The following is a 15113-nucleotide window of genomic DNA, read 5'->3' on the forward strand; positions in this document are numbered from 1 at the left end:
CCTATAATTACTATATAATTATTAAAAATTTCTATTATAATGAATCATTCCTTGTTTCCAATCTTGCGAACGACGAGTTTGGTAACTTACAATTGATGATACTAGAAGTCCAGACAAACATACCACACCAGATACAGCACTGATAAATGCGATTATACGCCCATTACCAGAAGATGAAGGTAAGTTTCCAGGATCAGCAAATTGACTAATAATAGCCCACCAGTGTTCAACTACAGTGGTTCCATCATTACTCCAATGAACAATATTATTGCTATCAAATAGTTCACCAAATAAGCATAGTGTAAGTACAAAGCAAATAATAAAAACAGACATAAAGACAATCAACATGAATGGCTTATTGCCATACATGAGACGGTCTTTCTCTACAGGTCGTGAAAACCAATAAAAAGCAATTAATAATAATCCAAATGCTCCGAGAATTTCAAACATCAAAGGTATGTGTTCAAGCAAATACATATCTCATTCTTTTATAATCATGACCAAAAAACGCCATTTCCCCATACTGTTCAAATCCAATAGATTTGTAATAGGCTTCAAGTCTTGGTTTATGAACATCCACCAAGAGGGTGGAGTACATACATCCCAAATCTTTCCCTTTTTCTACTGCATACATCAGAAGCATTTTGCCTATGCTATAGCCTCTATATTCTGGTAGAATAGCCATAGAGTCAAGATAAAATTCACCGTCTACAGTCTCTGCTTCTATTGTCTTTAGATATTTAGAATCCATATCATCCCACAATTGAAGCCACGACTTGTTCCTCAGTTCTTTGTAGCGGCTACCCTCGTATGCTATCAAGCAACCAACGGTCTTTCCGTCGACAGTTGCAACTATTGAATTACGCCATGAGTAGATGGTGTCTTCTTCCGAGCAAGACTTTATGAATTTGGCCATATCATCACAGTTCATGTCCAATGCTGTCAACACTGTCCAAGCGACTATCTCAACATCTTCTTTCTTTGCGTCTCTTATTTCGATGTTCATTCAATATCCTCCTTGATTAATAGTGTCAGTCGATGACAACATCATCGTCATCGTTCCAAATAGGTTTCTGAGGCTTCTGAGATGACTGGTTATAGTAACCGCTATCACCCATGGGCTTGTAGCCTTGCGGCTGTTGCTCTACATGAATAGGTTGGGAGGTATAGCCACAGAATTGATTGCTGTTATTTTCTGGAATATCAGCAGTTTCAGACTGTGTCGCAGTTCCAAACCAATTTGAGAGAATATTATTCACCTGATGCTCAATTTCAGGAGTTACAGACGACTTTACTCTGTTGTAGGCAAATGCCAAGGTAACGCCGTTGTCCAGAAATCCGAGGAATCCATACTTGTCGCGAGGAAGTGCATCTTCCGGCAGAAGCTGATAGCCGAGGGCTGCCACGATAAGCGTTTTGTTTATCATACCTGTATTGGGACTCTTCAATACGTAGAAGAGTTCCAGCATGGTGCGTGTCACTTCTATGCCGACTTTAGCGGCATTCTCTTGAATGGCATTCCAGATATTTTCTGTACCGCCAAATATCTTTAATATCTCGTCCATATTACTATTTCAATTTATTTACGTCATCAATTGTAATAATCATCAAGTCATCATTAGAGATGTTACTTAGCATTGCTAATCTATCAGCCTGATACTGCACAATTTTCTCAAAGGTGTTTCGGATGAAACGGGCATTGCCGAAGTTCTCGTCCTTCGTCATCACCTTTGTGCGTATATACTCGCTTATCCACTCAAAGGCATCGCGCTTTATCTTATAGTGCGACTTCTTCAAATGGCTGCGAAGAATCTGCACCAGTTCATCTGCGTTGTAGTCTTCAAACTGAATGTATCTGTTGAAACGCGACTGCAGACCAGGGTTGCTGTCAATGAACTCCTTTATCTCATTAGTGTAACCTGCAAGAATTACCACCAAGCGATCTCTGTTGTCCTCCATACGCTTGAGCAAAGTGGCAATGGCCTCTGCTCCGTAATCACTTCCTTCTCCAACAAGGGTGTAAGCTTCGTCAATGAAGAGTACACCATCCATAGCTTCATCAATCTTAGCATTAGTCTTGGGTGCAGTCTGTCCCACATACTCAGCCACAAGACCAGAACGGTCGGTCTCTATGAGATGCCCCTTCTTTAATATGCCAATCTCTTTATAGATACCTGCTACGATGCGGGCAACAGTCGTCTTACCTGTACCCGGATTGCCCGTAAATACCATATGGTAACTCATATTGGTATTCGGTAGTCCTTTCTCGACACGCATCTTTTGTATTTTTATCAGATTGCGGAGAGACTCCAGTTCTTGCTTTACAGAGTCAAGGCCTATCAGCCCATTCAATTCGGCCATATAGTCATGATTGTCCGCAACAGGAACATTACCAGGTTGGGTATCCTGCCTATCTTGATGTTGCCCGTTAGGATTGAACGGCTGACTCAACATTTCGTTAAGCAAATCGCGTGCATAGAGACAATTGCATTGGGCGGCATTCCTCAGCCACCCAATAGCATTCTCCCTATTCGCCTGTATATATTTCCCTTCGAGGAACAACTGACCGACGAGTGCCTGTGCAGTCACATCGCCCTGTCGTGCTCTATCGAATAACTGTTCTATCGCTTCTCTTGTCATGATAGTGGCTCCTTTATTATGCTAAGTTTTAGAACTAATTTGAGGATTTATGATTTCCCTAACAAGTATATCCCCATTCTTGTCGTTTATAATGAATATTCTGCTTATTTTGAAACTCGTATCTGCTAAATACGTTTCTAGCTCTTTTATGCCTGTCACCAGGCTGCGCTCTACTCCTGTTCTTGAAAGAGTGTCTATAACGACTTTTTCTTTCTTGTCAAATAGATAACTGACAACCATTCTCCTTCTCAAATATTTTTCTTCGACATATTTAATCCAATTCTTAATGTATATAAGTAATCGCCATCCTGATTTATCAATTAGTAAGACATCATAATTAACAGGAGTATTAAGCTCTATCAGTCGGTTGTGGTTATTGGCAACACTCATGTTTTTTAGCTCCATGAAGGTCTTGTTACTAAAACTAAGTTCAAATACCCTTACATTGGCTATATCATCAGATACTAACTGATAGAATACATACCACCCCATTATCATAAAGGCAGCAACTAAGAACAACAACATAGGATTTTGTGTTATTGACGCAAGGATAAGCAAAAAGAAAGCACCTATGCTAAATAGAATCGCTCTTGTCCTAATTTTCATTAGTCTATTGTATGTATCATATTTTGACAACTCCTTTAGAAATGGTAATTTGTCATAATATGAAGGCGATGTACTTTCGCATAGAAAATGCAGCGTCAAATCTTCACTTTGGTCATATGACATAAACCTCTCCATAGAAGGGCAAGCTTTGCATTTAAATAATTTATCCATGGTCTATAACGTTTTAGCTTCGTCCTCAACTTGTTTCTTAATATGCTCAGCTTTATCTACTTCATCTTCTATGCGTTTTTTTTCAGAATCGATATTCTCCACATAAGTTTCTATTTGGCCATTGGATTCTTTCATAACCTTATAGATGGAGCCTTTGTACTCTGTATAAATCTTATTGTACCAAAAGGCCTGAAGTGATTTAAAAACTGCGATTGACTTTACAATAGAAGATAAGCATATCTCATTCATTAAAGCTGAATTACACCTATAATCTTCTTCCATATTGTTGCCAATATATTTTTGAGATGACAACAACAATCCTAAACTCTCTTTGGGATACATTTTAATCTGTTGGTTTGATGGAATGTATTGCTCTAATACTTGTGCATGTTTCCTTTGCGTCTCATCGCCCTTCTTTAAGTCGCTTATTAATTGTGCTATATAATCTCTGAGGATAATAACCGTCGCAAATAGCATCGTGTCCTCTGAATAACATTCAAAAGGATCATCATCTTTGATACTTTGGAAAAATTCATTCTCTCTATACGCAATAGCTGATATATTTGCAGTTGTTTCTTCTTGGTAACGCTGGATATTTTCTTGAGCTAATTTTGCTGTATCTTGAATGACTTGTATCTGTTTTGATAATTCATCTTGTAGACGTTTTAGTTCTGCTGTATTTATCGAATGTGCACCTTTCTTTCCTAGCCATCCACCAATCATAGCACCAATCATGGTACCAACGCCCGGAAATACCAATGTTCCCAAAGCACTGCCAAGATAAGCTCCACCTGCCGTCATTCCAATTTTGGTTGCCGACTTTTCAAATGCACTTTCCATATTAATATCATCATCACTGAAGTATTTAGAACCTAGTTTAAAGGTTTCAATAGCGGTGGTAATTAAAGGGAAGTGGGCATCACAATTAAAATCAGGATTCCAAATATCTATATCTACGTCAGTAGGCATAGATGATGCTATATCGTCTATGTGTTCAGAAAAATGTTCTACAAAATTATGATTGATTTCATCCAGTTTATCTGAATCAAAGAAGGTTTCTACGCTTCCCTTCCCAGTGTCAGATGCTAAATGTTTGAGTACAGTTCCCAACTTATCATACTCTCCATGTGCATGTGATAAATCAAATCTAAATTTTGCCCCATGGAAATCTGAGTATATGTAGTGTTTGATGTTGTCTAGTAATGTATGGGTGGTTTCTTGATCATGGTGTGACAAATAATCAGCAAATGATTCTTTGCTACCCAGAAGGATATCCTTTAAATCAACAACATAATCTACTCCATCCTTAGCTAATCCCTGTAAATTATCAATGATTTTATCGCCGAAGTCATATAAACCACTTTTATCCGCAATCGCCAACGCAAACTGTTCAAGTGAAGCCAACGATGCATGAGATTTTGGCATATCTGACAATTCCTTCAAGTAGTCAACAAATGGAGTTTTATTTGTCTCTGAAGGTTCTTGAGGCACAGGAATACTCAACTCTCTAAGATCTTCCATTTGCATATGATGCAGAGAAACAATTTCAGAGTATGATTTCGTGGCCTCATAAATACAATTTGCCTCAGCAGAAAGATTCTGCTTTTCAAATTTAGGAGCTTTTATGTCTTCTTGGGAATAATTTTTTGTAAACAAGAATCCCTTGATAATCAGATAATTCATCAACAAGTAAGCTAACACTATAACGGCTGTGCATAGTTTAACCAAAAGAGTACTGCCCTGTATTCTGTCAAAGCTAATAATATGGTATCCCAAAATAGCAATAGATAATACTGAATATTGTATAGCTAACAGATAAATCGCCCCTCTGGAAATTTCATATCCGATTTTCTTCTCTATATCAAATAGATTCTTTGGAATTTGATCTAGGATAAACAACGTTATTGGCGTAAACCATATTAGTAAAAGACTAATGGTTAACGCCACACGATTCATAAATGCTCCAATACAAACAAATGGCAGCAAACAGATAAATAGCAGCCATCCTTTATTGATTCTATCTACTATTGCATTTTCAAACATATTTCTTCAAAAGGTCAAGTCTTGCTTCACGTATAAGTTGATACCAACCCACAATATTTTTTCGTTCCAGTATTTTTTTAAATGCGACACCATACATCGGATCGTCATTGTCTCTTTCGTTTTTAAGTTTATAGCGACACAATCTCATGATTTCTACAGCTTGTTCTCTTTTATCTAAGCTTGTGGAATGTTCATATAGATATTTTGCCTCTTCATATCGTTTTTTCATAACTATGTATGTGCCTAGCTGTGCAAATCCTTCGCTACGAGTCTTTCTATTTATGTCGTCATCATATCCGTTACTGTCCGCTATATTCTGCTGCAATTGCCATCCATGAATTAGCTCATGGGCTAAAATGCCCTCAAAAATAATGTAGTGTAAATGTGATAGAACATACACATTCTGCTTGAAGCCTGTTCGCCCATTTTGGTTCCATACCTGAGAATATCCCGTATGTAAACCTACTGCATCGACTTCTGAATACAGCTTCTGCATTTGTCCCTTGCTAATTATTTCTATCTTTATGTGGTCTCTTTGAATATCATTAAAGCCCTTATCGTATAATAACTTGTAAACGAAATCAATATGGGATTGCATATTGTCTGGAGAGACCTCCTGTCTCAAACAATTACTGCAGACATATCTGTCATGTTCTACCTGTCTTCCATCTCTATCAACAAAGCCAAAGCAACAGCAACAAAAATTTATGTATTCGTAATGCTCTAAACACACTTTATTATCATTCCAATCTCTATAGTATTTATAGCTAATTGGCTTGCCACAATGTATGCAAATATCCTTGTTCATATTACACATTTCTTTAACGAGTTACACCAAATGGAGATAGACGGGATGTCATCCAGACCTTTTGTGAAGGAATAATCAAGAAGCTCCTTAATCGTTGCGGGCAACTTGTCAAAGTTTGCATGAAGGTTAAAATCCTGGATGGTCTTCAAAAACTTACCCTTCTCGCCTCTGAGATACAGATTTGCCTTTATCATAGATGACAATTTCTGGTATTGTTCTTTATCGTATGGGGGCAGATTGATTACATTACTATAAGGGTGAGTACCTGTTAAAATCATGTAAGCTGAGACTGCGAATGAAAATGCATCAAAATTTCTAGGCATATTAAAGAGTAACGCCTTTTTTTTATGAACATCTGTATGACAGAATTCAGGACTGTGAGCAGTCCCTATATACGTGTGTCCACAATGCGTGTACTGCATTGAATCTATATCAACAATAGATACTTTACCATCCGCCGTACATAATATGTTTGAAGGTTTAATATCTCCAATAACAACATGTGCTTTCTTATGAAGTTCTGCTATTGTTTTTGCCCAGCAATACAAAAGCCTAAGTCTATTTTGAAGGCCAAGGTTGGAATTCAGTTCATATTTGTCATGCCATTCTATTTCATCTGGAAATCGGTTAGCTATTGTATCATTCACATAGTATGTACTCAGAATCTCCAAATTCCTGCTTCCACTAAAGGCCTCTTGCATTGCAAAACCATAAAATTCATATGTACGATTATCATACACCAATCCGATAGGCCAGCAAAAACGTACATTGGGATCTGCTGACTGAACGGGATTGTTGAACATACAGCGGACTTTAGCCTTATTTCTTGCTGCCTTATGAGTAGAATGATACAATTTTAAGATAAAGGTGGAAATCTTTTCTTCCTCCTTATGCTCAAAACGATATATGACACCTTCACCTCCACGTGCAATAGGGTCTTCGACAATCTTATGTCGTAGGATTGTTTTGTCCTTCAGTAGGACACATATGCTTTTCCCTCTGTAATCCATAATTGCAAATTAGCATTGTTCTGTCATCTTGCTCAGTTACACAAGCATCATTGGCAGAATTTAGTAAAGAACTGTATTTTTCCAGCTTTTCTTCCCCTGTTAGGTAGTCCAATTTCTCAAACAGAGGATTCAAGAAACTTTCAAAAGGCTCATTTCTGTCTATATATTGACCTTTTTCTTCATTATATGCAACACATTTCCATGAGAAATTTTCGCATCCATCAGTCATGAGAACAACCTTTGCAGGGATGGAATTGATGACTCTAGTCTCGGGGATATGTACACCACTCATCTTTGCAGCCGGTATCCTTGGTTTATCCCATCTGTTCATCAGGAACACGGTAGAGTTAGCCTCTTCACCTTTATGTGGGATAATCAAGCTGTGCCAAATTCCATCATTGTCTTGAAATCCCATTCGACCATCACCGATATGACCGACCAGCATCCCATTGGGAGACACTATCAGTACTTGAATCGTTGCATTAAAATCTTTTGAGGAAACAGGCTCGTCAAGAGTTTCAATTTGCTCTTCTATCATACCCTTTATCCCTCTACAGATATTAGAGAATTCTATATACCAATCTATGTCCGAAGGCAAATCCTGCTGTAATTTCCATTGTGATTTCTCTAATAGTTTCCGAATGGCTCTAACCATTAGGTTGCAGGTCATACGTGAACCTCGATGAGATTCCCTTGCCGAGCCTGCACCATCACTAATAATGAATACGTTCCAACCATCTCCAAGGTCTTCGTATATATGAAAATCTTGACAAGGAGTTTCTTTTTCCTTATGAGAACGCCCCAGAAGACTGATTCCTAAAACCCATTTCGACGAACTTTCAACTTGGGTCTTTAGTGATACTGTTGGGACTTCTGTTTGGTTGACAGGTTTCTCTTCCTGGTTGTATTCTATAATCTCTTGCTGAAAATTACACTCCAAAGACTCTTCTTTCAGGCCTGTGATTTCCTCTTGATTACAAACATGGAGTTCATTAGTGTTATCTTTTACATGTAAACCGTCCATAGCTTATGTCATTTATAAGAATCCATCTTCTGCATCCATTGCCCTATCGAAATCGTCATCAGATTTGAATACCTTATCGGTACTTTGTGCTAACCATTCAAAGAATTTTGAAAATGAGAATCCTTCCAATTTAGTGGCATTGCCTCCAGATAGTCTATTAAGAAGGGAGATATTAATTTGATTCCCGACGCCGACAGCTGTCATAAACAAATGTTTATTGGCTATAGCAACTCTAATTTTCTTGCTTATTCTTTCCATCTGTTCTTTGCTTGAAGTCGGATTCCCATCTGTCACCAGCACAAGCCAAGGACGATAGTATTTTTGTCCTGTACTCAACAACATCTTCTTGTGAGTCTCTATCTCTTCCATCGCAAAATCAATAGCCCTCGCTGTATCGGTCGTAGATCCTCTAGACTTTAATACAGGAGGCATTGTACTCTTGCTAAGCAGCATATAAGGCTGGATTCTGTGAGGAGACTGATCAAATGAAATTATTTCTACAAAGAGTTGATCTTTTGTGGAAGGTGCAATTCCATTTTTAGCATTGACTATATCATCATACAATTTCCTTATGGCTTCATTCAGAAGAACAAGTTTGTTGTCCTTCATCATGGAGCCAGATACATCCAACAGAAGTACGCAGAGGCACTTCTGTTGGTAGTTATCTGGTGCTTGTCCGAAATGTGGCATAACAACTATTTTTTATTATTTATATTGTCATCACCATCATCTTCGGGACATTCATGTTCATCCTCATCGATGGGAGCATCTTCATCATCATCATTTGAATCAGAGGTTTTTTGAGACGAATTTTCATCTTTTGACTGAAGATTCTCATCTTCGGAATCATTATTGCTATCTTCGGAAGTATTGTCCTCAGAATCATCCTCCGACGTATCTTGCGTGTATTCATACGAAGATGTGGTATCAGACTCATCGCCATCCACATGTACACGTTCCTCTTCCGAATCAATATCTTCGTCATCAAATGGTTCCTGACCTTTATTTTCGTCGTCTACGTCATCACATATGATACAATCGTGTTGGGTCTTATACCATCTTTCATATGAAGCCTTGATAATTCTCTTTTTCATATCGAGCACCTTGTCAAAAAGCTCTTCATTCACACGGTCTACCTCTTTTTGATTACGAGATTTTTCTTTAAGATCCAAAACGATTACTGGTGCACTAGGGCGATCTTGTTCTTTATAGAATAGCCACCTAAAGAAGCTGAGTGGCCATATTCTCCACCACCATCCTGTATCCTTTTGTTGCTTAACTTCTTTTATAAATTCCTCTTGTGTCTTAAAGACGTAAGAATCTCCAGCCATTTTCTCATAAATATCGCCCATAATAAATGGCGCAACACGTTTTAGTTCGCTCTCATTGAGCTTCTTCAGCATTTTGGAAAGGCTAAGCCTAATCTTGTCCTGTGCCAATAGCTTTTCTTGATGCAAGTAGTTATCATACTTGCCATCTGCAAGCATCATCTTATAAAGAACTGGTGAAATGTCTATAAGTATAAACAGAAGCATGATAAGACCAATGGCTGAGAAGAATAGATAGTACCACATTCGATGTAAAGTTATGTAGTCTAGCCATGTGTCTGTTTCTCCTTGGTATGGAGTATAACCTTCCATGGCTATCTCATGTAACGCTTCCAAGCGAGTCTTAAGGCCTAATCTAGACAAAAAAACGCTGTCTACAACATCAACATCCCTCTTATGTAGACTGTCAAGCGATTGTAGCTCGTTATTTTTTGCAATAATAAGTTTGTTGAGTTGATCTGTATCTGCACTAAGGTTTATTATTTGTTGTCGTAAAGATGCAATTTTGTCATCATATGGTTTGGCAGCCTCGTTTTGAAGTGTTATCTTACTTTGGGCATCCGCATTCCTATCGCTCCTTTTTTGATTTGATTTTCTCTGTTCGTAATCTTCCTTTTTTTCTCCAGATTTTCTTGATATGGACGTTTTTGTTGGGTCAACCTTTACATTATTAATAGCCTCATTTCTTTTTTCTTCTTCTTCACTAATTTGAGCTTTTAATTGTGGTATTTTGGATTGATTTTCTACAATAGTGATTTGCTGTTGTTGTAAAGTATCTATCTTTTGTTTAATTAATTTTGCTTTTTCTTCATACTCGTCGTTAACGCGTTTGCGGTTATCAGTTTTGAGTTCATTGTGTATTTTGTTTTCTATCTCATCGTTAAATATCATTAGTTCTAGAGGAGCAGAAATAACTATTCCCAAAAATATGGCTATGACAATTCTAGGAAGACCACAAATAAATTCTTGTTTACTTATCGTAACTTTACCGTCAGAATACATTGTGTTAGTAATGAAACGATCTAAACAGAATATCATTCCTGCCCAAAAAATAGCAAAAACAGCAGCTCCAAGAGTCTCACTGTTATTGAATTGATCCATAGGGGCTTTCAACACGAGACGCATTGCTATGAAGCTGGAGAACCATGCCATCAATGCTGTAAATAGGATGACAGTACCCACACCTGCATACTTAGCATGGTCGGAAGGACACATGGTAAGCAAGTCTCTATCTACTCCTGCACACCACCATGTAAACTTTTTGAACCATCCAACCCTATTCTTAGCTTGGTTTTCTTTTTTATGTCCTTCTTCACGTAATTTCTTGATTTCTTCAGTACGTGACTCTATAATCTCCTCAGGACTCTCTGTAGGAGTCTCGGAATCAACAATTAAATCTGTATCGATCTTCTGAATCTTACAAGTGAAATCTTCCACGTCCTTAAACGAGAAGTTTGCAGGAGGTGCAGGCGTGCCTTTCTCTCCTTTCAAAGAATCCAAAAAGTCTTGTTCTGTACCTCTGTAACCCTGCTTCAACCAAATTTCATAGGCAGACAATCCTTGTGGACCCACATCGCCCCTATCTCCCTGTTTTCCAGAAATCTTTACTGGAGATATGCTCGACACAAGCCCTTTATCATCATGCCAATATAGCACGCCATCCTTAATAACTGGATGGAATGTTACACCATCATCGCCCTTGTCGCCCTTGTCGCCCTTAATGCTGATAGGATTAGGATTTGACAATCCTTTGCCATTATTTGACCAACTAATAACGCCATCAGAGTTTATACTAGGAGTGAAAACTGGACCTGCAGGACCATTTATGCCACGCGGTCCTTCACCTCCAGGGTCGCCCTTCATACCTTTGATGGGGTACTTCTCTGTTTTTTCTCCTTTTTGATTTTCGAAAAACAGATACTGTCCATCAGGAGTAATCTGAGGTTTCCATAAGTCTGCATCTTCTCCTTTAGGGCCTGTTTTACCTTGGTCACCTTTTTCACCACGTTTGCCATCCTTGCCAGGTGCACCATCATGCCCATCCTTGCCAGGCGTACCATCTTGACCAGGCTGTCCAGGGGCACCATCCTTACCAGGCTGTCCAGGGGCACCATTCTGACCAGGCATGCCATTTGTGCCCGGTTTGCCCTCTGGGCCTCTTATGTCCAGTTTCTGTATTGGCTTGCCGTCTTGAGTAATAGACAATATACCATTATCGTCTATACTAAAGGTAAAACTTTGGCCTCCATTTGGGTCTTTATCGTTTGGCCCTCCACCTTTTTCTCCTTCAAGAGTCAAGTTTTGTGCATTCCATTTGCTTTCAGGCCAAAAGATAGGCTTATCTATGGTACCATCAGACTTGAACTTTAGCACATTAATGCCATCTTCCTTTTTGGATTCAACCTTGAATCTAAAGCCTTTAGCATTTACGTATATCTTGCCTTCTTGGGGCTCTGGATTGTACGCCATGATTATTCTTCGTTAAAAATTGACTTCGATTTCCATTCAAGGGCAACGGCATTCTTAGCAGCCGAGTCCTCATTTTCAAAGATATAGCTATGTTCCATGTATAGCTTCATAAGTTGTATTCCTGGGTCGGAATATCCCACTTGTCCTGCTGTTGCAGGAATTGTTTTGATTGGAGACATGGCATTTTGGAAATGACCTTCTTGTTCACTAATAATAGCTTCATATGAATTCTCGCCTGTTCCTGCCAATACGGATTTAATAGCCTTCTCTATATTGTACAAACTAAAAGCAAAGGCGTGTAATGCCTTGTCATATCCATCAAAAGGTGTCATATCATCTTCATCATAGATGAACTGATCACGATGTTGCTGTTTCATTCTCAAAGTTTGGATATTCTTCCCTAACGCATCCTCAATAGATAACTCGTACTCCTTGAAATTGGTAAATATCTCAACCAGTTTTGAGTATTGACTGTCTAAACTAAGCTTCTCAATAAACTTTTCACACCAGTCTTCATCTGTTGTGCCTGTTATTTCTCCGAGTTTTCCAACATTTAGGTAAACATCAAGAATTTTCTTTTTGGCAATGGCTAAGTTCTTATCCGCCTGCTTCTTGTCGAATTGTGCCAAGACATTCTTCTCTATTGTTTCTATAAGTTTGCGTTTCAATATAATATACTGGTCGAAATCTTGATTCATGTTCCAATTATCCCATGTAATTTGAAACCTTAAACTCTCTTCAATGTCAGAAAAGAATCGGTCAAAATCTTGACTTATCGGGTATCTCTCCACATCCAGTATGAACATCAACTCTTTGCCATATTCTTCTGGCTTGCAATAATTTTTTATTTTACGACTAAGCGTTAACTCTTCACCTGGATGATTTCCTGTGTCATAGAGCTTCAAGTCAATGTTAAGATGCTTTATCGCCTCATAGAGATCATTCATTTGCTTTGCTATGAAATCAATGACTTGGTTGTCATAACTACAAATAGCGAGATGCTGAATTTCTTGTTTTATGTTTTCAAAATCGTCTTCAACATCATTAAAATGTATATTTGACTGCTTGTAAAAAACCTCATCTACTTTTTCAATGGAATCCACCATTTCGTGTAGAATAGTGTCAAAGAAAGTAGAAAGGCTCTTTGTCTCGTCCCTACATTCTTCTAGCATTATATTATCTTCCTCTGGACATACGATACCCTTATTTATTAAAGCATCAATGTCAGCAAAATGTGTTTCTGACAATTTTATTCCTGGACCATCGCTTATTGTTTTGGCGAGATCTTTTAAAATAAAGCTATGTCGGTTTTTCAAAATTGAGGAAGTCATTCTATTGTCAGTTGAATATACATTGTACATATAGTACAACCAATTCTCAGGATTTCTTCCATTGGTTTCTTTCTTTAGGATGTCATGAAAATCACGGATTTGCTGAAGGTCATTAAGGTTAGGTTTTGCAACAGCTGTTGCGACAGCGATATCTAAGTCGTTCCTTAAGGCTTGTGACAATCCTTCTGAGACATTCAGCTTACATTCTCCAATTCCAGGAGTGTCCATCAGACGCAGTTTTCCTATATTTTCGTCCAAAAACCGGAAATCACAATATATCGTAACGGACTTTGATGCTAAGCATTTGAAAGTATGCTTAGAAGCTCCTGGACAAGCAAAATAAGAAACAAAAGGTCGATAGGCTTTCTTGACCTCTTCAGATTCTATGTTTTTGAGAATAATAATCCCATTATCAACATCAATGTTTATTGTGCAAATATCAGTATTACCGAAAATTTTTGCAACATCGATTCCGTCACCCGAAGAGAGAACTCTATAATACTGTGAGGCATTATCGAGGTATTCTTCCATTTTATCATAAAATCCCTCTACAGCACCACCTGGATTATCCAATTTATGAACAATCTTCTTTCTTTCTTCGCATTGTTTCAAGAATTCATCATTCGTGGTAGCAGTAAGATACTGAATCTTACCTTCCATTTGACAATGCGTAATGTAATCATTAATATTTTTGCACATTTCCTCTACGGAATAAACGGAAATAACCGCCACGTTTGTTTCTCCATGAAATGTGCCATTAATTACGTGAATAGGGCAAGCTGTACAATTATCTGCTGCATCAGTAGGAATGATCCAAGTATCTAAATGTGTAAGCTGTTGGATGATTTGGCTCTTTCCTATACGCCAAGGACCAACTATGCCTAAATTTACATATTCACGTTGAGCTCTCTTTAATGCGGTTTTGAGAGATAATTTACCACCATCTTCATTAAGCAAAATGTTAACTTGCTCAACAAATAAATTAAGATGTTTCTCTAATTCCTTTGCGTATTCTTCTGACTTAGAATCTTTAACAACCTGCTCCCAAGTCTCTCTCTTGTTGCGACAGATTGCAAGTAATCCTTCAACATATTTTTTCCATGTTGTAGCCTTAGCGATGCGCCTTGAGATGCCGCTTACAGCCTCTTGTCTTCTTTTGACAATTTTATCAATTTGTTTACTTAACATAAGTGTATATTTTTATTTCTATTTTATTGATACACAACAATCTGTTTGTTTCCTCTACAATTTGGACAGTAGACAACTTGTGCATTACCGTAATAATCATATATAACATTACCATACATATCGGTAGCATATACAATACCGTTGCCTTGGCATTGAGGACAAGTAATTGTTACTGGTTGTGACACAGGTTCATCGTCATTCCCCAAACAGTTATCGATTCTTTCTTCCCATTTTTTTGTCTTGCGATACTTAGAATAAGAATTGAGTTCATCTTCCGCCTCTCTGCTTAATTTGCCAGATGATTCTTCAACACCAACAGCTGCTTTCTCGATGCGACCAGCATTCCGCTCAAGACTTCCAGCATCTTTCTCCAAGAGTTGCATGGCTTCCGACGCAACCTTTTTTCCTGCAGAACCTTTACAGGAGGTTGTTGTCAAGCACAATCCTAAGGATGCGCCAGTAATCAACAGGGTGATAAATTTAAATCTTCTCATA

13 protein-coding genes are annotated in these 15113 nt (G+C 38.1%); all 13 read right to left on the minus strand.

What is annotated here, in order from left to right:
• Nucleotides 1-21: 21 nt before the first annotated feature.
• Genes CHL74_RS15565 through CHL74_RS09560 form a run of 13 tightly spaced genes read right to left on the minus strand, consistent with a single transcriptional unit; the run spans nt 22 to nt 15112 of the window.
• Entirely contained in the window at nt 22-477 is a 456-nt protein-coding gene (locus CHL74_RS15565) for a hypothetical protein (protein WP_141241286.1), read from the minus strand.
• The gene (locus CHL74_RS09505; protein ID WP_094880929.1) at nt 464-1006 is read right to left on the minus strand and encodes a GNAT family N-acetyltransferase; all 543 of its coding nucleotides are present in this window, start codon (nt 1004-1006) and stop codon (nt 464-466) included. The genes CHL74_RS15565 and CHL74_RS09505 overlap by 14 nt, the downstream gene beginning before the upstream one ends.
• A 25-nt stretch (nt 1007-1031) precedes the next feature.
• Nucleotides 1032-1565, minus strand: a complete 534-nt coding sequence (locus CHL74_RS09510) for a DUF1232 domain-containing protein (RefSeq protein WP_094880930.1) — start codon at nt 1563-1565, stop codon at nt 1032-1034.
• Nucleotides 1566-1569: 4 nt separating this feature from the next.
• Entirely contained in the window at nt 1570-2640 is a 1071-nt protein-coding gene (locus tag CHL74_RS09515) for an AAA family ATPase (RefSeq protein ID WP_094880931.1), read from the minus strand.
• Nucleotides 2641-2661: 21 nt separating this feature from the next.
• Nucleotides 2662-3417 (minus strand): hypothetical protein, encoded by a 756-nt coding sequence (locus tag CHL74_RS09520; RefSeq protein ID WP_141241287.1) that lies wholly within the window; start codon nt 3415-3417, stop codon nt 2662-2664.
• 3 nt (nt 3418-3420) lie between these two features.
• Nucleotides 3421-5460: a hypothetical protein gene (locus tag CHL74_RS09525; protein WP_094880933.1), complete on the minus strand. Its 2040-nt coding sequence runs from the start codon at nt 5458-5460 to the stop codon at nt 3421-3423.
• A complete protein-coding gene (locus CHL74_RS09530; RefSeq protein WP_176452217.1) occupies nt 5453-6268 on the minus strand; it encodes a hypothetical protein in 816 nt (271 codons plus the stop codon). Before CHL74_RS09530 ends, CHL74_RS09525 begins: the two co-directional genes overlap by 8 nt.
• Nucleotides 6265-7278 carry a protein kinase domain-containing protein gene (locus tag CHL74_RS09535; RefSeq protein ID WP_094880935.1) on the minus strand — a complete coding sequence of 338 codons (1014 nt, stop codon included), beginning with the start codon at nt 7276-7278 and terminating at the stop codon, nt 6265-6267. Before CHL74_RS09535 ends, CHL74_RS09530 begins: the two co-directional genes overlap by 4 nt.
• The gene (locus CHL74_RS09540; RefSeq protein ID WP_094880936.1) at nt 7217-8302 is read right to left on the minus strand and encodes a PP2C family serine/threonine-protein phosphatase; all 1086 of its coding nucleotides are present in this window, start codon (nt 8300-8302) and stop codon (nt 7217-7219) included. Before CHL74_RS09540 ends, CHL74_RS09535 begins: the two co-directional genes overlap by 62 nt.
• A 12-nt stretch (nt 8303-8314) precedes the next feature.
• Entirely contained in the window at nt 8315-8992 is a 678-nt protein-coding gene (locus CHL74_RS09545; RefSeq protein WP_094880937.1) for a vWA domain-containing protein, read from the minus strand.
• 5 nt (nt 8993-8997) lie between these two features.
• Nucleotides 8998-12099: a DUF4407 domain-containing protein gene (locus CHL74_RS09550; RefSeq protein WP_094880938.1), complete on the minus strand. Its 3102-nt coding sequence runs from the start codon at nt 12097-12099 to the stop codon at nt 8998-9000.
• 2 nt (nt 12100-12101) lie between these two features.
• Nucleotides 12102-14618, minus strand: a complete 2517-nt coding sequence (locus tag CHL74_RS09555) for a hypothetical protein (RefSeq protein ID WP_094880939.1) — start codon at nt 14616-14618, stop codon at nt 12102-12104.
• Nucleotides 14619-14641: 23 nt separating this feature from the next.
• Nucleotides 14642-15112 (minus strand): hypothetical protein, encoded by a 471-nt coding sequence (locus CHL74_RS09560; RefSeq protein WP_094880940.1) that lies wholly within the window; start codon nt 15110-15112, stop codon nt 14642-14644.
• Between the last annotated feature and the right edge of the window lies 1 nt (nt 15113).

This window comes from Prevotella sp. 885 (assembly GCF_002265625.1).
Taxonomy (GTDB): Bacteria; Bacteroidota; Bacteroidia; order Bacteroidales; family Bacteroidaceae; genus Prevotella.

Excerpts from the sequence above, each read along its gene's own strand:
- CHL74_RS15565 (WP_141241286.1), bottom strand. The coding sequence starts at position 477 with ATGTATTTGCTTGAACACATACCTTTGATGTTTGAAATTCTCGGAGCA.
- CHL74_RS09505 (WP_094880929.1), bottom strand. The coding sequence starts at position 1,006 with ATGAACATCGAAATAAGAGACGCAAAGAAAGAAGATGTTGAGATAGTC.
- CHL74_RS09510 (WP_094880930.1), bottom strand. The coding sequence starts at position 1,565 with ATGGACGAGATATTAAAGATATTTGGCGGTACAGAAAATATCTGGAAT.
- CHL74_RS09515 (WP_094880931.1), bottom strand. The coding sequence starts at position 2,640 with ATGACAAGAGAAGCGATAGAACAGTTATTCGATAGAGCACGACAGGGC.
- CHL74_RS09520 (WP_141241287.1), bottom strand. The coding sequence starts at position 3,417 with ATGGATAAATTATTTAAATGCAAAGCTTGCCCTTCTATGGAGAGGTTT.
- CHL74_RS09525 (WP_094880933.1), bottom strand. The coding sequence starts at position 5,460 with ATGTTTGAAAATGCAATAGTAGATAGAATCAATAAAGGATGGCTGCTA.
- CHL74_RS09530 (WP_176452217.1), bottom strand. The coding sequence starts at position 6,268 with ATGAACAAGGATATTTGCATACATTGTGGCAAGCCAATTAGCTATAAA.
- CHL74_RS09535 (WP_094880935.1), bottom strand. The coding sequence starts at position 7,278 with ATGGATTACAGAGGGAAAAGCATATGTGTCCTACTGAAGGACAAAACA.
- CHL74_RS09540 (WP_094880936.1), bottom strand. The coding sequence starts at position 8,302 with ATGGACGGTTTACATGTAAAAGATAACACTAATGAACTCCATGTTTGT.
- CHL74_RS09545 (WP_094880937.1), bottom strand. The coding sequence starts at position 8,992 with ATGCCACATTTCGGACAAGCACCAGATAACTACCAACAGAAGTGCCTC.
- CHL74_RS09550 (WP_094880938.1), bottom strand. The coding sequence starts at position 12,099 with ATGGCGTACAATCCAGAGCCCCAAGAAGGCAAGATATACGTAAATGCT.
- CHL74_RS09555 (WP_094880939.1), bottom strand. The coding sequence starts at position 14,618 with ATGTTAAGTAAACAAATTGATAAAATTGTCAAAAGAAGACAAGAGGCT.
- CHL74_RS09560 (WP_094880940.1), bottom strand. The coding sequence starts at position 15,112 with ATGAGAAGATTTAAATTTATCACCCTGTTGATTACTGGCGCATCCTTA.